Source organism: Streptomyces sp. NPDC056479 (genome assembly GCF_042795335.1).
Taxonomy (GTDB): Bacteria; Actinomycetota; Actinomycetes; order Streptomycetales; family Streptomycetaceae; genus Streptomyces.
In genome coordinates this window covers 75048-91558 of record NZ_JBHTRZ010000007.1, presented here as the reverse complement: position 1 = coordinate 91558, position 16511 = coordinate 75048, and the positions used below count along the sequence as shown (strand labels likewise).

18 protein-coding genes and 1 tRNA gene are annotated in these 16511 nt (G+C 69.9%); 1 reads left to right on the top strand and 18 read right to left on the bottom strand.

Translation table 11 applies throughout. The features are described from left to right. Nucleotides 1–108 precede the first annotated feature (108 nt). The 7 genes from rho to ACFQ6S_RS26695 all read right to left on the bottom strand — a co-directional run bounded on the left by rho (nucleotide 109) and on the right by ACFQ6S_RS26695 (nucleotide 9840). Nucleotides 109–2142: a transcription termination factor Rho gene (rho, locus tag ACFQ6S_RS26725; protein ID WP_383414753.1), complete on the bottom strand. Its 2034-nt coding sequence runs from the start codon at nucleotides 2140–2142 to the stop codon at nucleotides 109–111. A gap of 408 nt (nucleotides 2143–2550) precedes the next feature. Further along, nucleotides 2551–3468 carry a homoserine kinase gene (thrB, locus tag ACFQ6S_RS26720; RefSeq protein WP_383414750.1) on the bottom strand — a complete coding sequence of 306 codons (918 nt, stop codon included), beginning with the start codon at nucleotides 3466–3468 and terminating at the stop codon, nucleotides 2551–2553. A gap of 351 nt (nucleotides 3469–3819) precedes the next feature. After that, the gene (thrC, locus tag ACFQ6S_RS26715; protein ID WP_383414747.1) at nucleotides 3820–4878 is read right to left on the bottom strand and encodes a threonine synthase; all 1059 of its coding nucleotides are present in this window, start codon (nucleotides 4876–4878) and stop codon (nucleotides 3820–3822) included. A gap of 6 nt (nucleotides 4879–4884) precedes the next feature. After that, nucleotides 4885–6174, bottom strand: coding sequence for a homoserine dehydrogenase (locus tag ACFQ6S_RS26710; RefSeq protein WP_383415842.1), 1290 nt, complete (start codon nucleotides 6172–6174; stop codon nucleotides 4885–4887). 188 nt (nucleotides 6175–6362) lie between these two features. Continuing rightward, entirely contained in the window at nucleotides 6363–7754 is a 1392-nt protein-coding gene (lysA, locus tag ACFQ6S_RS26705; RefSeq protein ID WP_383414744.1) for a diaminopimelate decarboxylase, read from the bottom strand. A 17-nt stretch (nucleotides 7755–7771) separates the two neighbouring features. Next, nucleotides 7772–8845 (bottom strand): ArgS-related anticodon-binding protein NrtL, encoded by a 1074-nt coding sequence (gene nrtL / locus ACFQ6S_RS26700; protein WP_383414742.1) that lies wholly within the window; start codon nucleotides 8843–8845, stop codon nucleotides 7772–7774. A 377-nt stretch (nucleotides 8846–9222) separates the two neighbouring features. Beyond that, on the bottom strand, nucleotides 9223–9840 hold the full coding sequence (locus tag ACFQ6S_RS26695; RefSeq protein WP_383414740.1) for a response regulator: 618 nt from the start codon (nucleotides 9838–9840) through the stop codon (nucleotides 9223–9225). A 72-nt stretch (nucleotides 9841–9912) separates the two neighbouring features. Between ACFQ6S_RS26695 and ACFQ6S_RS26690 the strand changes: the two genes are divergently transcribed. Then, a tRNA-Arg gene (locus ACFQ6S_RS26690) sits at nucleotides 9913–9984 on the top strand. Between the two features lie 218 nt (nucleotides 9985–10202). On the opposite strand, the gene ACFQ6S_RS26685 is transcribed toward ACFQ6S_RS26690, so the two are convergent. The 11 genes from ACFQ6S_RS26685 to ACFQ6S_RS26635 all read right to left on the bottom strand — a co-directional run bounded on the left by ACFQ6S_RS26685 (nucleotide 10203) and on the right by ACFQ6S_RS26635 (nucleotide 16487). Further along, entirely contained in the window at nucleotides 10203–11576 is a 1374-nt protein-coding gene (locus ACFQ6S_RS26685) for a tyrosine-type recombinase/integrase (protein ID WP_383414738.1), read from the bottom strand. After that, nucleotides 11573–11746: a helix-turn-helix transcriptional regulator gene (locus ACFQ6S_RS26680; RefSeq protein WP_383415839.1), complete on the bottom strand. Its 174-nt coding sequence runs from the start codon at nucleotides 11744–11746 to the stop codon at nucleotides 11573–11575. The genes ACFQ6S_RS26685 and ACFQ6S_RS26680 overlap by 4 nt, the downstream gene beginning before the upstream one ends. 11 nt (nucleotides 11747–11757) lie before the next feature. Then, nucleotides 11758–13140 (bottom strand): replication initiator protein RepSA, encoded by a 1383-nt coding sequence (repSA, locus tag ACFQ6S_RS26675; protein WP_383414736.1) that lies wholly within the window; start codon nucleotides 13138–13140, stop codon nucleotides 11758–11760. Further along, nucleotides 13137–14330, bottom strand: a complete 1194-nt coding sequence (locus ACFQ6S_RS26670; RefSeq protein ID WP_383414733.1) for a DNA cytosine methyltransferase — start codon at nucleotides 14328–14330, stop codon at nucleotides 13137–13139. Before ACFQ6S_RS26670 ends, repSA begins: the two co-directional genes overlap by 4 nt. Beyond that, the gene (locus ACFQ6S_RS26665; protein WP_383414730.1) at nucleotides 14327–14530 is read right to left on the bottom strand and encodes a hypothetical protein; all 204 of its coding nucleotides are present in this window, start codon (nucleotides 14528–14530) and stop codon (nucleotides 14327–14329) included. Before ACFQ6S_RS26665 ends, ACFQ6S_RS26670 begins: the two co-directional genes overlap by 4 nt. 88 nt (nucleotides 14531–14618) lie before the next feature. Then, nucleotides 14619–14933 carry a SpdD-like protein gene (locus ACFQ6S_RS26660; RefSeq protein WP_383414727.1) on the bottom strand — a complete coding sequence of 105 codons (315 nt, stop codon included), beginning with the start codon at nucleotides 14931–14933 and terminating at the stop codon, nucleotides 14619–14621. Nucleotides 14934–14957: 24 nt separating this feature from the next. Beyond that, a complete protein-coding gene (locus ACFQ6S_RS26655) occupies nucleotides 14958–15113 on the bottom strand; it encodes a hypothetical protein (protein WP_250093016.1) in 156 nt (51 codons plus the stop codon). Nucleotides 15114–15117: 4 nt separating this feature from the next. Further along, a complete protein-coding gene (locus ACFQ6S_RS26650; RefSeq protein ID WP_383414724.1) occupies nucleotides 15118–15327 on the bottom strand; it encodes a mobile element transfer protein in 210 nt (69 codons plus the stop codon). A 19-nt stretch (nucleotides 15328–15346) separates the two neighbouring features. After that, nucleotides 15347–16009 carry a DUF2637 domain-containing protein gene (locus ACFQ6S_RS26645; protein WP_383414721.1) on the bottom strand — a complete coding sequence of 221 codons (663 nt, stop codon included), beginning with the start codon at nucleotides 16007–16009 and terminating at the stop codon, nucleotides 15347–15349. A gap of 74 nt (nucleotides 16010–16083) precedes the next feature. After that, nucleotides 16084–16278, bottom strand: a complete 195-nt coding sequence (locus ACFQ6S_RS26640; RefSeq protein ID WP_383414718.1) for a hypothetical protein — start codon at nucleotides 16276–16278, stop codon at nucleotides 16084–16086. Next, nucleotides 16275–16487, bottom strand: a complete 213-nt coding sequence (locus tag ACFQ6S_RS26635) for a hypothetical protein (protein ID WP_383414716.1) — start codon at nucleotides 16485–16487, stop codon at nucleotides 16275–16277. Before ACFQ6S_RS26635 ends, ACFQ6S_RS26640 begins: the two co-directional genes overlap by 4 nt. Nucleotides 16488–16511 lie beyond the last annotated feature (24 nt).

The following is a 16511-nucleotide window of genomic DNA, read 5'->3' as shown; positions in this document are numbered from 1 at the left end:
ACATCAAGAGTCGGAAGGGGCGCACGGATACGCCCGTTCCTATCAGCGCCAAAAGGCCGCTCCCCGTCACTGTTTGACGGGGAGCGGCCTTTATAGCAGTGCTTCTGCTCAGTCGCCGTTGCCGGGTGCCGGCGTCGTCTTCTGAATCTGCATCAGGAACTCGGCGTTCGACTTCGTCTGCTTCATCTTGTCGAGGAGCAGTTCGACCGCCTGCTGCTGGTCGAGCGCGTGCAGCACCCGGCGCAGCTTCCAGACGATGGCGAGCTCGTCCGGAGCGAGCAGGATCTCTTCCTTACGGGTACCGGACGCGTCCACGTCCACCGCCGGGAAGATGCGCTTGTCGGCGAGCTTCCGGTCGAGCTTGAGCTCGGCGTTGCCGGTGCCCTTGAACTCCTCGAAGATGACCTCGTCCATGCGGGACCCGGTGTCCACCAGCGCGGTGGCGAGGATGGTCAGCGAGCCGCCGTCCTCGATGTTGCGGGCCGCACCGAAGAAGCGCTTCGGCGGGTACAGGGCGGTCGAGTCGACACCACCGGACAGGATGCGGCCGGAGGCCGGGGCGGCGAGGTTGTACGCACGGCCCAGACGCGTGATCGAGTCGAGCAGCACGACGACGTCGTGACCCAGCTCCACCAGTCGCTTGGCGCGCTCGATGGCGAGCTCGGCGACCGTGGTGTGGTCCTCGGCCGGGCGGTCGAAGGTCGAGGAGATGACCTCGCCCTTCACCGACCGCTGCATGTCGGTGACCTCTTCCGGACGCTCGTCGACGAGGACGACCATCAGGTGGCACTCGGGGTTGTTGTGCGTGATCGCGTTGGCGATCGCCTGCATGATCATGGTCTTGCCGGTCTTCGGCGGGGCCACGATCAGACCGCGCTGGCCCTTACCGATCGGCGCGACGAGGTCGATGATGCGGGTGGTGAGGATGCCCGGGTCCGTCTCCAGACGGAGGCGGTCCTGCGGGTAGAGCGGGGTCAGCTTGTTGAACTCCGGGCGGCCACGGCCCTGTTCGGGCGCCATGCCGTTGACGGAGTCGAGACGCACCAGCGCGTTGAACTTCTCGCGCCGCTCGCCTTCCTTGGGCTGACGGACCGCGCCGGTGACGTGGTCACCCTTGCGCAGGCCGTTCTTGCGGACCTGGGCGAGGGAGACGTACACGTCGTTCGGACCCGGCAGGTAGCCGGAGGTCCGGATGAAGGCGTAGTTGTCGAGGATGTCCAGGATGCCGGCGACCGGGATCAGGACGTCGTCCTCGTTGATCTGCGGCTCCTGCACATCGTCACGGCCACGACGGCCACGACGGTCGCGGTAACGCCCGCGACGGCCACGGCGGCCGCCGTCGAAGTCGTCGTCGTCCTGCGGGCCGTTGTCGCGCTGACGGTCCTGACGACCACCGCCCTGCTGCTGGCCCTGCTGACGGTCCTGACGACCGCCGCCCTGCTGGTCGTCGCCCTTGCGACGGTCACCGCGGTCACCGCGGTCACCGCGGTCACGGCCGCGCTCACGGCGGTCACGACGACGGCCCTCGCCGCCGTCGGCGTCGCTCTTGGCGTCGCCCTGCTGGCCCTGCGACTGCGCCGGCGTCTCGGCCTTCGGCTCGCTCTTGGCCTCGGCGGCGACCGTCTCGGTCGCGGCGGCGGGGCTGCCCGCGTCGGCGGTTGCGCGGCGACGGCGGCGCTCGGCCGGCGCGTCATCTCCCCCACGCTCGGCTTCGCTCGCGCGGGAGGGGCCCCCAGCCGGCTGGCCGGGAATCTCGATCTGCTGCTGGGCCACGGCCTTCTCGGCGGGGGCCTCAGCCGTCTTGTCCGCCTTCTTCTCGGCGTCTTCGCCGGTACGAGCCTTGGAGGTGGCGCGGCGCTTGGGCTTGGACTCGGTGGCGGCCTCCGCCTTGGGAGCCGCGGCACCTCCCCCGGCCTGTGCCTCCTTGATGACCTCGATCAGCTGGCTCTTGCGCATGCGCGCCGTGCCCCTGATACCGAGGCCGGATGCGACCTGCTGAAGCTCGGCCAGCACCATGCCCTCGAGGCCGGTACCGCGGCGCCGCCGGGAGCCGGCACCGGTGGCAGGCGCGGAGGCGTCCGTGGCGGGCGCGGCAGCGGTCTCCTCGACACGTGCGCCCATCAGATCGGTGGTGTCGCTCACGAAGGGTCCTTCCCTGGAGCGGACGTCGGCCTGTCTGGCTCGGCGACCGGTTGTGCTGTCCGGCTTAGGTCCTTGGTGTGTGGACCGTGCCGGGGCGGTGGTCCGCCCAAAACGGCGGAGAAATATCTGGTGATGGCGGTTCCCAGAGCCGTGGCACTGAGTGTCGGTGTCACTCGGCTCGGTCGCGCCGGTTCCGGAGCGTGCCCGGCAAGTCGCTCAGCGCCCGCGTACGAGGTACTGCCCGCGTACGTCGTACGGAACACAGTGCGGCTTGGGAGGCTCCCGGAAGAATGTCTGTCCCGGACGGGGACAACAAGCACCTCGCCATGGTGGGGTCGGGTGCAGACTTGAGGTTAACACTACCGGATCCAACAAACATTCCCCCTCTCGAAATCCGGCAACCGCGTGTCAGGTCGCAAGCGGCAACACACTCGCTCCCTGCGCGTCGAGGTCCAGCCGGTTCGCGGCCCAGCCCTCGCCTGCCAGATGGGCCACCTTGTCGGCGCTGTCGGTATCGGCCAGCGCGAGCACGGTGGGTCCTGCTCCTGAAATCACTGCCGGGACTCCATCGGCCCGCAGTCGCTCCACCAGCGCGGCGCTCTCCGGCATGGCCGGTGCGCGGTACTCCTGGTGGAGACGGTCCTCGGTGGCGGGCAGCAGCAGCTCGGGGCGCCTGGTCAGGGCCTCGACGAGCAGGGCCGCACGGCCCGCGTTGGTGGCGGCGTCGACATGCGGGACGGTGCGCGGGAGCAGCCCGCGCGCGGTCTCCGTCAGCACCGGCTTACCGGGCACGAAAACCACCGGAACGATGGAATCGGCAGGCTCCATCCTGATGGCACGCGCGGCGCCGGCCTCCATCCAGGACAGGGTGAATCCGCCGAGCAGACAGGCCGCGACGTTGTCGGGGTGGCCCTCGATCTCGGTGGCGAGTTCGAGCAGGGCGGTGTCGTCGAACCTGGCCTCGCCGCCTATGGTCACGGCGCGCGCGGCGACGATGCCGGCGCAGATGGCGGCCGAGGACGAGCCGAGGCCGCGGCCGTGCGGAATGCGGTTGGCGGAGACGATCTCCAGACCGCGCGGCTGCCCGCCCAGCAGATCGAAGGCGGTGCGCAGGGCCCGTACAAGAAGGTGGTTCTCGTCACGCGGCAGCGTCTCGCTGCCCTCGCCCGCGATGTCGATGTGCAGCCCGGAGTCGGCCACCCGGACGACCACGTCGTCATAGAGCCCCAGCGACAGGCCGAGGGCGTCGAAGCCCGGGCCGAGGTTGGCGCTGGTGGCGGGAACGCGCACCCTCACGGCGGCGGCGCGGAACGCTGGACCGGCCATCGCTCGATGACTCTCCTTGAGCTGCGTGATTGTCGAAGACATTCGATGACGTACGACGGACCCTGGGGCCGCGTCCGGCCGCGAGGCCGGTGGCGGTGCCCCTGCCGCTTGCGGGCCGCGGAGACGGCGCGGCACCGTGCCCCATGCGGAGGCATATGCGGCGGGCGGGTTCGGTACAGCCTATCGAAGGTAGGTTCTGTGGCGACATAGGGCGCACAGGAGGCGCACGATGCGTGTCGTATGCCCCCTGTGCACCCCCTGTCGGGACGTTCCCCAGGTAAGCGCCCTCATACCCGCTGACGCGAGCCCCGTACGACGGGGTGTGGCGCCGCTGCGACGGGCGTGAGGCGGCTACGCCAGCCCGAGCCGCTCGGCCGCCGTCACCGCGTCGACCGGGACGGTGACGGGCTGCGGGGCACCGGCGACCGCCCAGTCGGGGTCCTTGAGGCCGTTGCCGGTGACGGTGCACACGATGCGCTGGCCCGGGTCGACCTTGCCCTGCTCGGCGGCCTTCAGCAGACCGGCGACGGACGCGGCGGACGCGGGCTCCACGAAGACGCCCTCCTGTGCGGCCAACAGCCGGTAGGCGCGCAGGATTTCACGGTCCGTCACCTCGTCGATGAACCCGCCCGACTCGTCCCGTGCGTCGATGGCGTACTGCCAGGAGGCCGGGTTGCCGATGCGGATGGCGGTGGCGATGGTCGACGGATCCTTGACGACCTCGCCGCGCACGATGGGCGCGGAGCCGGAGGCCTGGAAGCCCCACATGCGCGGGGTCCGCTTCGAGACACCGTCGGCGGCGTACTCCTTGTACCCCTTCCAGTACGCGGTGATGTTGCCCGCGTTGCCCACCGGAAGGACGTGTATGTCGGGGGCGTCGCCCAGCATGTCCACGATCTCGAAGGCGGCCGTCTTCTGCCCCTCGATCCGCACCGGGTTGACCGAATTGACCAGCGCCACGGGGTAGTTGTCGCTGAGGTCGCGGGCGAGCGTGAGGCAGTCGTCGAAGTTGCCGTCGACCTGGAGGATCTTCGCGCCGTGCACGAGGGCCTGGCCCATCTTGCCGAGCGCGATCTTGCCCTGCGGGACGAGCACGGCCGACACCATGCCCGCGCGCACGGCGTAGGCGGCGGCGGAGGCGGAGGTGTTGCCGGTGGAGGCGCAGATGACGGCCTTGGCCCCCTCCTCCTTGGCCCTGGTGATGGCCATGGTCATGCCGCGGTCCTTGAAGGACCCGGTGGGGTTGGCGCCTTCCACCTTGAGGTGGACCTCGCAGCCCGTGCGCTCGGAGAGCACCTGCGCGGGCACGAGGGGCGTGCCGCCCTCGCGGAGCGTCACGACCGGCGTGGTGTCGGAGACGGGCAGCCGGTCCCGGTACTCCTCGATGATTCCGCGCCACTGGTGGGTCATTGCTGGTTACTCTCCTTCAACCCGCATGATGCTGGCGACACCCCGCACGGTGTCGAGCTTGCGCAGCGCCTCGACGGTCCCGACGAGGGCCGCGTCCGACGCACGGTGGGTGACGACGACGAGGGAGGCCTCGCCGTCCTTGCCCTGCTGCCGAACCGTATCGATGGACACTCCGTGCTCGGCGAACACGGTCGCCACCTGGGCGAGAACACCCGGTTTGTCGGCGACGTCAAGGCTGATGTGATAGCGCGTGACGACATCGCCCATCGGCGAGACGGGCAGGGCGGCGTACGCCGACTCGCCGGGCCCCGTTGCCCCGCTGAGCCGGTTGCGGCAGACGGCGACGAGGTCGCCGAGCACGGCCGAGGCGGTCGGCGAACCGCCCGCGCCCGGACCGTAGAACATGAGCTGACCCGAGGCGTCCGACTCGACGAACACGGCGTTGTAGGCGCCGCGCACGGAGGCGAGCGGGTGGGTCAGCGGGATCATGGCGGGGTGCACGCGCGCGGTGACGGAGGCCCCGTCCTGGGCCCGCTCGCAGATGGCGAGCAGCTTGATGGTGCAGCCCATCTCCCGGGCGGAGGCGAAGTCGGCAGCGGTCACCTCGGTCATGCCCTCGCGGTAGACGTCGTCGAGACGCACGCGCGTGTGGAAGGCGATACCGGCGAGGATGGCGGCTTTGGCGGCGGCGTCGAAGCCCTCGACGTCGGCCGTCGGGTCGGCCTCTGCGTACCCCAGGGCGGTGGCCTCGTCGAGGGCCTCCTGATAGCCGGCCCCCGTCGAGTCCATCTTGTCGAGGATGAAGTTCGTGGTCCCGTTGACGATGCCGAGCACACGGTTGACCTTGTCGCCGGCGAGCGACTCGCGCAGCGGGCGGATCAGCGGAATGGCACCGGCGACGGCGGCCTCGTAGTAGAGGTCCCTGCCGTGCTGCTCCGCCGCCGCGTGCAGGGCGGCGCCGTCCTGGGCGAGGAGGGCCTTGTTGGCGGAGACGACGGAGGCACCGTGCTCGAAGGCGGTGGTGATGAGCGTACGAGCGGGCTCGATGCCGCCGATGACCTCGACCACGACGTCGATGTCGCCGCGCTTGACGAGGGCGGTGGCATCGGTGGTGATGAGCGCGGGGTCGATGCCTTCACGGGCCTTCGAGGGCCGCCGTACGGCCACGCCCGCGAGCTCCACGGGAGCGCCGATCCTGGCCGCGAGGTCGTCGGCGTGCGTCGTCATGATGCGCGCCACCTCTGAGCCGACAACCCCACAGCCCAGCAGCGCCACCTTCAGCGGACGCGTACGCATCATCCGACCTCGTTTCCTCTTACCGTCTACGGTTGCACCAGTCTCACTCACCGGACGGGACTTTCTGCCCCGAGTCCGGATCGTGAGACATCTATTTCATTTTTACAGGGGCGGCAGACAGGAGATCTTCCGCCCCCGGATATTTCTCCGGATCCTTCTCCGGATCCTTCTCCGGATCCCTTTCCGGCTCAGCCGACGTCGAGACGAAGAAGGTCCTCCTCCGTCTCGCGACGGACGATCACCCGGCTCTCGCCCTCGTGCACGGAGACGACGGGCGGCCGGAGCACATGGTTGTAGTTGCTGGCCATGGAGCGGCAGTAGGCACCCGTCGCCGGTACGGCGATGAGGTCACCCGGTGCCAGGTCGGCGGGCAGGAACGCGTCCTTGACCACGATGTCCCCGCTCTCGCAGTGCTTGCCGACGACCCGCACGAGCATGGGCTCGGCGTCGCTCGTCCGGGAGACGAGGGCGACGCTGTACTCCGCGTCGTACAACGCCGTACGGATGTTGTCGGACATGCCGCCGTCGACGGAGACGTACGTCCGCAGTCCGTCGAGGGGCTTGATGGTGCCGACCTCGTAGAGCGTGAAGGCGGTCGGCCCGGCGATGGCGCGCCCCGGCTCGACGGAGATGCGGGGCGTGCGCAGCTTGGCGGCCTCGCACTCGCGGGTGACGATCTCGGTCAGGGCCTTGGCGATCTCGTGCGGCTCGCGGGGATCGTCGTCGCTGGTGTAGGCGATCCCGAGCCCGCCGCCGAGGTCGATCTCGGGAAGCTCGACGCCGTGCTCGTCACGGATGTCCTTGAGCAGCCCGACCACCCGATGGGCGGCGACTTCGAAGCCCGACATGTCGAAGATCTGCGACCCGATGTGGGAGTGGATCCCGATGACCTCGAGCCCGTCGAGCCGAAGGGCACGGCGGACGGCCTCGGCGGCCTGTCCCCCGGCGAGCGGAATCCCGAACTTCTGGTCCTCGTGGGCGGTCGCGATGAACTCGTGCGTATGCGCTTCGACGCCGACGGTGATACGGATCTGAACCCGCTGGCGCGTGCCGAGTTCCTGGGCGATGTGGGCGACGCGGACGATCTCCTGGAAGGAGTCGAGGACGATACGTCCGACCCCGGAGCCGATGGCCCTGCGGATCTCTTCGACGGACTTGTTGTTGCCGTGGAAGGCGATGCGGTCGGCGGGCATGCCGGCGGAGAGGGCGGTGGCGAGTTCGCCGCCGGAGCAGACGTCGAGATTGAGCCCCTCCTCGTGCAGCCATCGCACGACGGCGCGGGAGAGGAACGCCTTGCCCGCGTAGAAGACGTCGGCGTCGGCCCCGAAGGCACCGCGCCAGGCGCGGGCGCGGGACCTGAAGTCGGCCTCGTCGACGATGTAGGCGGGGGTGCCGTGCTGTGCGGCGAGGGTCTTCACATCGACACCGCCGACGGTGGCCACGCCGTCGCCGTCACGGGTGACGGTCTGGGCCCACACCTTGGGGTCGAGGACATTGAGGTCGGCCGGCGGGCCGGAGTAGTGGCCCTCGGGGAAGACGTCGGCGTGACGGGGCCCGGCGGGATGTGCGGAACGGCTCATGACGGTCGTGGGCTCTCTCAGAGGTGGTCGGGTGCGTCGATGCCGAGCAGGGACAGGCCACCGGCCAGCACCGTCCCGGCGGCTGCGGCAAGGGCGAGCCGGGCACGGTGGGCGGCCGCGGGTTTCTCCGCACCAAGCGGGAGAACGGCGGGCAGCAGCGCAAGCACGGCATCGGCGACGGTGACGAGGTGCCGGGCGAGACGGTCGGGGGCGCGGTGAGCTGCCGCTCGGGCGAGCACGCGGGGGTGGTCGGCGAGGACGATGTCGAGCTCGCGGGTGCCTGCCACGACTCCGGGTTCGGCGGTGAATCCCAGGTCGGCGGCGTTACGGCTGAGGGCCCGGGTGCGGGCGTGGGCGTAACGGACCAGGAAGAGAGGGTTGCTCTCGCGCTGCACGAGGTGCTCGTCGGTGATACGCGGCCGATCATGGCCGGCGGGGTGGAGCAGGGCCCAGCGGGCGGCGTCGCGGCCGAGGGGAAGGGGGTCGGCGGGCGCGGGAACGGGACGCACTGCGTACCGGGAAAACGCGGCCTGCTCCTGCCCGGACCGCTCATCGACTCGTACGCCGAGGATGTCGGCCCACTGCGGCACGATCTCGCCCTCGCACCGGGTACGGACGGCGGCGCCCTGGGACCGCAGGATCCGCGCGACGGTGTCCATCACGACGACGGCGCGCACCTCCCCGGGACACGACAACTCCACCAGTTCCCCGGCGTCCCGGGATTCCGCGGAGGGGCTGGGAGCGCTGGGGGCGTACCCATACCGAGGACCGTCCCGCAGGATCTCCTCGACGAGCCCTGCGGGCGCGCTGCCGCCCAGGCTGATGTTGAGGAAGCCGGGCCCGGTGACGACGACATCGGCGACACCGTCCGCACCGGCGAGGTACGGCCGCAGGATCTCCGCGACGCGCAAGGACGGCTGCCCGGCGGGCCGGGCGAGCTGCAGAGCGACGTTGGTGGCGTAGTCACCACACCCACCGCCCCCAGGAACCGTCACGACGACACGCTCCGGCACGGACACCGACAGCTCCCCCTCGTCGACAGCACGACGCACCGCGCGCAGCACGGTGCGGGAGAGCTCGACGGGGGTCACGGGACAAGCGTAGGGGAGGAGGGGGGTGGGTATGCGAATGGGCTTGGGTGGGGTCCGGGATGTGGACGGAGGTGGGGGCGAGGGTGAGGGTGAGGGCGGGAGCCTTGGCTGGTCGGCTCTTTGGCTGGTGCTGCCTGTCTGCCTGCTGCCTGCTGCCTGCTGCCTGCTGCCTGCTGCCTGCTGCCACGGGGAGATCGATGAGGGTGACTGAGGCTTGAGGCCCGACCTCGAATGGGGCTGCGGCTGCCAACGGGGCTCAGGGACGCCAGCGGCCGGGCGCTCCGGGCGGGTTGGCCGTGCAACATCAACTGCAGGCGCCCGGTACCGCCACACGTCAGCCTCGGCAGACGCTGCGAACGGAACCTACCTGCCGGGCCTCAGCCGCCGGTCCGCCCGGCGGCCTCTCCGGCTCCGGCACTGGCGACGCTCCCGAGAACGGCGGCATCATCGGCACCCCTGCCCTCGGACCCTCCTTCAAATCCCGCGTGCTCCTCACCCTCCCCGCTCTCCCCGCTCTGCTTCCGCTCGATCAACCGCCGTACGAGGCTGACGAGTTCGGTGGGCTCGAAGGGCTTGGCGAGGAAGGCGTCGACACCGATGTCGAGGCCGCCGTCGACCTCGTACTGGGTGCAAGCACTGACGATGGCGAGGGGAAGATCACGAGTACGGGGATCGGCCCGTAGGCGCGCGGCCGTGCGCAGCCCGTCCAGCCGCGGCATGACCACGTCCAGAGTGATCACATCGGGCCGCACCTGATGGACGACATCCAGACACTCGGCACCATCGGCCGCGGTCACCACCTCGAGCCCCTCCAGCTCGAGATTGACCCTGATCAGCTGCCGGATGACCTTGTTGTCGTCCACGACAAGGACCCGGCCGGAAGCGCCTGGCACAACTCGAGAGTAGGTCCGGACCGGCCACCGCGTCCGGGTTTTCCCGACTTCCACCCCCTGCGAGCGAGCCACCGCAGGTCGCACCGGGTGCCACCACCCCATAAACCCGTTCATGAACACCCCACCGAAGCTGGTAGGGTTCTACCCGTCGCCGCCAAGCAAGGCGCCCGACACGCCCCCGTAGCTCAGGGGATAGAGCAACGGCCTCCGGAGCCGTGTGCGCAGGTTCGAATCCTGCCGGGGGCACCCTTTATGAGGTGCCCAAAGACCCCGCCATCAGCGCTTTAGCTGAGGACGGGGTCTTCGCGTATGTGCAGCCGTATGCCGCCCGGAGCGACCGTATGTCGGGGTCCGTGGACTATTTGTGGACACGATCTTGAGGCATCGTCCCTGGTCAGCGCCAGGAACGGCGAAGGCCCCCGGACGAATCCAGGGGCCTAAAGCGTAGCTCGGCGCGTGTGGGATCACTCGTACTCGCGCAGCAGCTCTTCGATCTTGCGGTTGGCGATCTCCTGCCGCCCGTCGATGCACTTCGCGTAGCGGCTCAGCAGAACCTCAACGCTGTTGCCCGCGCGCTCGGCTACCTCAGTCGCGTCGACCCCGGAATTGAGCCACGTCGACAGCGCCGAGTGCCGAAGGTCGTACGGTCGGGCGGCCAGCGGGGAAGCCACAACGGCCGGCGGGAGAGCCAGCGCTCGAGCCTCCTGCCAGACCCGAAAGTACGTCGACGAGCCGACCACTCCCCCGCGCTCGTTGGTGAACAGCCGTCCGTCATCCGCTACACCGAAGGTGTCGATGTGATCCCTCAGGATCGCGACGAGATGAGGCGGAATCGGCACGGGCCGGACCTCTTCCACGGGCCTGTTCTTGAGGCCGCGATCGTCGTGCGTCTCGCCCGAATCGGTCCACCGCTTGCCGACGCTCGGACGAGTGCTATTCAGCAGAACCGTTCCCCAGCCATTTTCCGACAGCTTCAGGTCCGCTTCCTTCAGGCCGACAGCTTCGGCCGGACGGAACGCGCCGTAGTACATGCAGGCAAAGAGACCGACAAGCCGACGGCCACGCGCCCGGCCATAGCCACCGATGTAAGAGACTGCGGCCAGCATGGCCCGAGCCTGTTCGGGGTTCGCGACCACGCGGGGGTCAACTTCCTTGACGACCTTCGGCTTCTTCCAGCGAACCGAGGTGATCGGATTCTCTTTGAATTCGCCGAGGTCCACCGCGTAGTGCATCGCGTTGACGAGCGTCCGCCGCTTGCGTCGTACGGTTTCCGCAGCCGCCGCGGTCCCGTCGAGCTTCAGCTTCAACGAGTCCAGCACGGCCCTGCCGATCGATGCGTCGCCGAGGTCCGAGAGCGGGCGCGAAGCCTTGGCCACCCAGTGCAGCGTGTTCGCTATCTCTGTCGGCAACTCGCGGTCGTCAGGACCGGGCAGGACGAAGGCCCAGTTCCGGAGAGCCTTCCTCAGCGGTTCGTCAGCCGGCCGTCCTGGACGATCGTCGAGGAGAGCCACGGTCACGGCGGTCAGCGATTCGTTGATCCCGTCGCGCGTGTTCGGCGCAGCATGCGGCCACTTCATGGCGAGGTACTTCAACGCGAAGGCGTACCAACTCATCGAGGGCGACTTTTCAACCATCGAATCCGGAAGCCCGGTCACCGTGTCGAAGTCCTCGCCGTCACGCATGGCGCGAAGAAGCTTGGAACGGTAGTTGTCGGCTAGTCCCTTGGTGCGGAACTGCTCGGAGAACACGTTCCCGGCGACAATCCACCTGACGTCATAGGAAGGTTTCTTGGTGTTCCGCTTCCGTACGCCCCAGACCTTCACGTCGAGTGACTTCATGCCGCCCCCCTTTCCCGACTGTTTAGCCAAGCCGTGAAGTCACTCCTCCAGACCCTCAGTTCGCCATTGGGCAGCTTGAAGGCCTGTGGAGCCTGCCCGAGTTCGCGCCAGCGGTAGAAGGTCCGGCGTGAGATGCCCTTGAGCTCAGCGAGGATCTCCGGAACGGTCATCAACTCGTCTTTCACGTCGGTTCTCCCTCCATAGCTTCGCGTGCGGTTTCGCGGTTGAGTTGGAGGCCACGGGCGATGGATGCGGCCAGGACTGATTCGCCGGGGGTGTGGCCGTGGCCGGCGTACTGCCAGGAGGCGAGGACGAGCACGGTGTCCGGTTCGTGGCCGTCGAGGCCGAGGGCTTCGCGTTCCTGGGCGGCGCGGTAGTCGGCGCGGATCTGGCGCAGGACGCCGAGGGTGGTGGAGTAGCGGCGGGACTTGGAGCTGAAGTGGCCGCGGAAGCCGAGCATGTGCGCCCACGCGGTCAGTCGGCGGTCCGGGTAGGCCGCATCGAGGTCAAAGCAGGCTTCGATGAGGCGGCGGGGGTGGTCGGGCAAGCCAAGGAGGATGACGGCTTCGCGATTGCCGATGCGCCGGTCGACGGTGCCGGTGTTCTCGGCGGCTTTGGTGGCGTACTTGGCGACGTAGGAAGCCACGGCCTGTTCGGTGATCTCGGAGCCATCGCCGAAGGCCCTGATCCGCCGGACGTCGAGCTGTCGACCCCAGCGCAGCTTCCACCCGTGGGGGATGCCAGCAGCTGCACACGCAGGTACCTCGACGGTGACGTACGGATGCACAACGGCAGCCCGGATGGCCCGAGTGAGCAGTTCCGTGCTCGCCCATGAGGGTGGTGCAGTGTCGGGCCCGTCGGGTCCGTCGATGCGGATCACGGCGTGGAAGTGGACGGCGCCGCGCTTTTGGAACTCTGCGACCTTGCCGTACGACAGGCGGGCGACCTCTTTGAACGCCTTCTGTGTGATGCCGACCTGGGCGGCGATCTCGCGGCGCAGCCGGTTGACGAAGCGGTGCCACAGGTCGCCGGCGTGGTTGTTGAACAGCACCGCCCCGGCGTAGTCGTACGAAGCGGGATCGAGCGGTGTGCCGAGTGCCGGGTCGTCGTCGCGGTGGGCGGTGCCGCAGCGGCAGGCGCCGTGCGTGGGGCGGTTATGGACGGGGCCGAAGGACGGCGCGGTGAGGGTGGCGAAGACGCGGGGCCGGTGCCGGATCGTGGCGGGGATCTCGTGCCGGGTGTCGCCGACGAGCCCGGCACGCATGAGGTGGAAGGTGTCGCCGGCGTACGTCCAGGCGCAGGACGGGCAGCGAGAGGCACGGCGGTTGCCGCAGGCGATGCGCAGCCGGCCGCCCGGTTCGGTGTCGGTATTGTAGTTCCGCAGCCTCTCGCCAGTGGCCTTGTCTTTGGTGATGGACCAGCCGGTGAGGTGGATCGGGTCGGAGCAGCCGCCGGTGCGGCGGATCTGTTCCTGCCAGCGGTCGAAGCCGGCCTGGCCAGCCACCCTCAGCACGTCGGTGAGGGTGGCTGCATCGAGGCCCGCCAGGGTGGCGGTGTCACTCACGCGGCCACCTCCAGCGTGGCAGGCACCAGGGGGTGCAGGGCGGCGGCCGCGAGCAGCGGCGGAACGGCGTTGCCGATCTGCTCGAACTGCCGGGTCTTGGTGCCCTGGAAGGGGTAGCCGGCGGGGAAGGTCTGGAGAACGGCGGCTTCCTGGACGGTGATGCGGACGGATTCCGGCCCCGCGGAGCCGTCCTTGTGCCATGACACGTCGTTACTCGCCCGTGCGAAGAGCAGGGTGGCGGCGGGTTCGTCGACGCGGCGGACGGTGGCGTTGCGGCGGTTGCTGTGCCGCAGGACCCACTGACCTCCTGCCTTCGCCGTGAACGTAGGTGCGGGCGCACTGTGCGGGTCGGTGGTCTGCCGGCTGCCGTCGGGCAGCTGATTGCGGTTGGTGTGCAGCACCCACGAGCCGCGCCGCTGTGCGTCCATGAGCGCCTTACGGGCCGAGGTGGGGAACGGCTCCGGTCCGCCGTTCTTGCCGCCGCCGGCGGTGACGGTGGGGACGGGGCGGTCGGTGGCGCCCCAGCCGAGGGCGTCGGCCATGGTGACCCACGGTGCCAGAGCGGGACCGAACAGGGTGTCCGGGCCGGGGTCTTTGGCGTGGGTTGGCTCAGGCGGCGTCGCAGTGCGGGTGCGGGAGGCGAGCAGGAAGGCACGGCGGCGGGTCTGCGGGACGCCGTAGTCGGCGGCGTTGAGAACGCCGGTCCATGCCGAGTAGCCGAGGGCGCGCAGGATGCCCGCGATGTGTGCGAACAGGGGCGCCACGGCCGGGACTTCCTCTAAGGCGATCCAGTCGGGGCGCAAGGCGAGGGCGTAGCGCAGCGGCTCGACGACGAGGAGGGAGCGCGGGTCGGTGCAGGCAGCCCGGAGTTCAGCGCGGGTGTCGCTCCCGCGGGCGAGGTCGTCAAGGCCCTGGTGGCACAGGTCGATGTCGTCGTTTCCGGCGCGCAGGCCGGCGGCGCTGAAGGTCTGGCAGGGCGGGGAGGCGATCAGCCCGGAGACCTTCCCGCGCAGCGGTGCGGTGGGGTAGGCGGCGACATCGGCGCGGATCGTGGTGTGCCCGGCGGCGGCACGGGTGGCGCACGCGGACAGGTCGATCTCGATACCGACATCCCGCAGGCCGAGGGCACGCAGGCCCTCCGACCAGCCACCGGGACCGGCAAACAGGTCGAGGACGCGGGAGTGGTTCATGCGGCAACCGCCCAGTCCATCGGGCGAGGGCGGCGAACCGGCGCGGTTCCGGTGCCGTGGCAAGCCGGGCAGTGGGCGGTGATGGTGCGCAGGTGGCCGTGGCGGTCGCGTCCGCCGAGGGTGACCTTGACGGAGGCGAAGCCGTCGCAGTCCGGGCAGATCCGGGCCTCGGTAGTGGTGGCCGGGGTGGTGCCGGTCATGATGGAGGTTCCCTCCGGTTCAGTGGATCGGAAAGGGACGGCGCCCGGAGCGGACGAGACTTGGCGGTTGACGCCGCTCCGGGGCCGGTCAGCGTCGCTTGGCGTCGGAGGCGAGCAGGGAGCGCAGGACGACGGCGCACACGGCGACCGAGGCGCCGGTGATGGCGACCGCGAGGAGCATGGAGACCAGGACGGCGCCGACGACGAGGACCACGGCGGTGCCGCCGCCGACGAGGGCGATCACGGTGCCTGGGGTGAGCTGGACCACCGGCCGGGATGGCGCCAGCGCCACCGGGGCGGGCGGAGTCTGGGCGGCCGGGATGGCGCCAGTCGGCTCGACCACGGCGGGCGGGGCGGTGTGGCCGGTCGGGGCAGGCATGGTCGGGATCTTGGGACGGAGCATCGGTCAACTCCTCTCCGGAGGTGGTTACTTGACGAACGGGTCGATGGTCGGGGCGAGCAGGCTGCCGGCGAGGATGTAGCCGCCGATCAGCAGGACGAGCACGAGCCACAGCGGCGGGCGGACGAGCTTGACGCCGACTACGGCCAGGCAGGCGATGAAGAACCACAGCGGCACGGACATGGCGTTAGCTCCCTCGGTTCTCGTACTTGCTCTTGATCCGGCAGCGGTGGCCCTTGGCCGCGACGCAGACGGCGCCGTAGCTGGTGTATTCGGCCGACCAGCCGCACTGATCTGCGGTACAGGAGGCGACGTAGCCCTTGTCGCCATCCCGGGTGAGGGCGCGGCCGATCTCGACGGGGCCATAGCGCACCAGGCGCTGGAAGAGGAAACCCATGCTTCAAGTCCTTTCTGGATCAGGCGAGTTGCGCGGCGATGGCGTCCGCCATGGCGTGTGGGACGTTGAGGCGGGCGCGCAGGGTGTCGAGGTCGATCGGTGAGCCGGTGCGGGCCTGGTGGTCGTCGGCGAGCCGGCGGGCATGCGCCACGAGCGCCGGCGGGACCTCGACAGCCGGAGCGACGGGGGCTTCGGGCAAGGCCGGGGCCGGTTCCGCGGCGGGGATCGGCTCGGGTTCGGCGACCGGCTCAGGGGCGCGCGTCACCGTGGCCGGCTCAGGAGCGTCCGAGGCGTGGTCGTGGTCGCCGGGTGCCGTACGGGGCGACGGACTGTGGGCGAGCAGGGTGCCGCCGAGGAAGGCGAGCGCGGGCCAGCCGGCGACGCCGAGGCGAAGCAGGGCGGGCGGATGTTCCATATCGAGGAAGCCGGCGGTGGCGACGTTCGCGCCGAGCGAGGCGACCAGGGCGACCAGGAACCAACACCAGGCCAGCCGGGACGGGCCGTCAGCACGCAGCCGGCGCCACGCGGCCACGAGCAGCAAGTCGACGGAGATCGGGTATGCCCAGGCTTTCCAGCCGGTCTGTCCGGCAGCGGCGGCGAGGTCGTGCAGGTGGGCGAAAGACAGCGCACCGGCGATCACGGCCTGTACGAGGACGGCGTCCGGACGGATCGTGCGGCTCATGGGGTTCACCTCCTTCGAGGGGGTTGGGCCAGGGCGGGGCGGGGATCAAGTCCTGCCGCCCAGCCCCGGCGGGTTCAGTCGGTGGGAGCTTCGCCGGAACCCCAGCAGGTCAGGCAGAGGCCGGTCTGGTGGTCGTCGGTGATGCGGCCCTTGCGGGTGCCGACCTTGACGGCTTCGGTGCACTCACCGTTGCCGCCGCAGTCCGGGCACTTAGAAGGCCTCGGCAGAGGCGTCTTGCGGCGGGTGGCCGGCTTCTTCGCGGCGGTCACGGCGTCCACCCCTCGCCGGGGTACTCCGGGCCGTCGGTGGGGTCGTAGCCGGGCGGGAACGTGCCGGGCGGAGGCTCCGGCAGCGACGCGGCCAGGCACGGGCCGACGGCCTCGACGAAGTCCAGGTCGGCACCCGGGGTGTCGGCGTAGAGGGCGAGTCGACCGAGCATCGCCACGGTGAGGACGAAGTCCTCGCAGTTCGGGCACATGGCGGGTGATCTCCTTCTTCGGGC

Bases quoted from the DNA above. Each gene is read 5' to 3' on its own strand.
- thrB (WP_383414750.1), bottom strand. From the start codon at position 3,468: ATGGCCGGTCCAGCGTTCCGCGCCGCCGCCGTGAGGGTGCGCGTTCCC.
- thrC (WP_383414747.1), bottom strand. From the start codon at position 4,878: ATGACCCACCAGTGGCGCGGAATCATCGAGGAGTACCGGGACCGGCTG.
- ACFQ6S_RS26710 (WP_383415842.1), bottom strand. From the start codon at position 6,174: ATGCGTACGCGTCCGCTGAAGGTGGCGCTGCTGGGCTGTGGGGTTGTC.
- lysA (WP_383414744.1), bottom strand. From the start codon at position 7,754: ATGAGCCGTTCCGCACATCCCGCCGGGCCCCGTCACGCCGACGTCTTC.
- ACFQ6S_RS26695 (WP_383414740.1), bottom strand. From the start codon at position 9,840: ATGGGGTGGTGGCACCCGGTGCGACCTGCGGTGGCTCGCTCGCAGGGG.
- ACFQ6S_RS26685 (WP_383414738.1), bottom strand. From the start codon at position 11,576: ATGAAGTCACTCGACGTGAAGGTCTGGGGCGTACGGAAGCGGAACACC.
- ACFQ6S_RS26680 (WP_383415839.1), bottom strand. From the start codon at position 11,746: ATGACCGTTCCGGAGATCCTCGCTGAGCTCAAGGGCATCTCACGCCGG.
- ACFQ6S_RS26670 (WP_383414733.1), bottom strand. From the start codon at position 14,330: ATGAACCACTCCCGCGTCCTCGACCTGTTTGCCGGTCCCGGTGGCTGG.
- ACFQ6S_RS26665 (WP_383414730.1), bottom strand. From the start codon at position 14,530: ATGACCGGCACCACCCCGGCCACCACTACCGAGGCCCGGATCTGCCCG.
- ACFQ6S_RS26660 (WP_383414727.1), bottom strand. From the start codon at position 14,933: ATGCTCCGTCCCAAGATCCCGACCATGCCTGCCCCGACCGGCCACACC.
- ACFQ6S_RS26655 (WP_250093016.1), bottom strand. From the start codon at position 15,113: ATGTCCGTGCCGCTGTGGTTCTTCATCGCCTGCCTGGCCGTAGTCGGC.
- ACFQ6S_RS26650 (WP_383414724.1), bottom strand. From the start codon at position 15,327: ATGGGTTTCCTCTTCCAGCGCCTGGTGCGCTATGGCCCCGTCGAGATC.
- ACFQ6S_RS26645 (WP_383414721.1), bottom strand. From the start codon at position 16,009: ATGAGCCGCACGATCCGTCCGGACGCCGTCCTCGTACAGGCCGTGATC.
- ACFQ6S_RS26635 (WP_383414716.1), bottom strand. From the start codon at position 16,487: ATGTGCCCGAACTGCGAGGACTTCGTCCTCACCGTGGCGATGCTCGGT.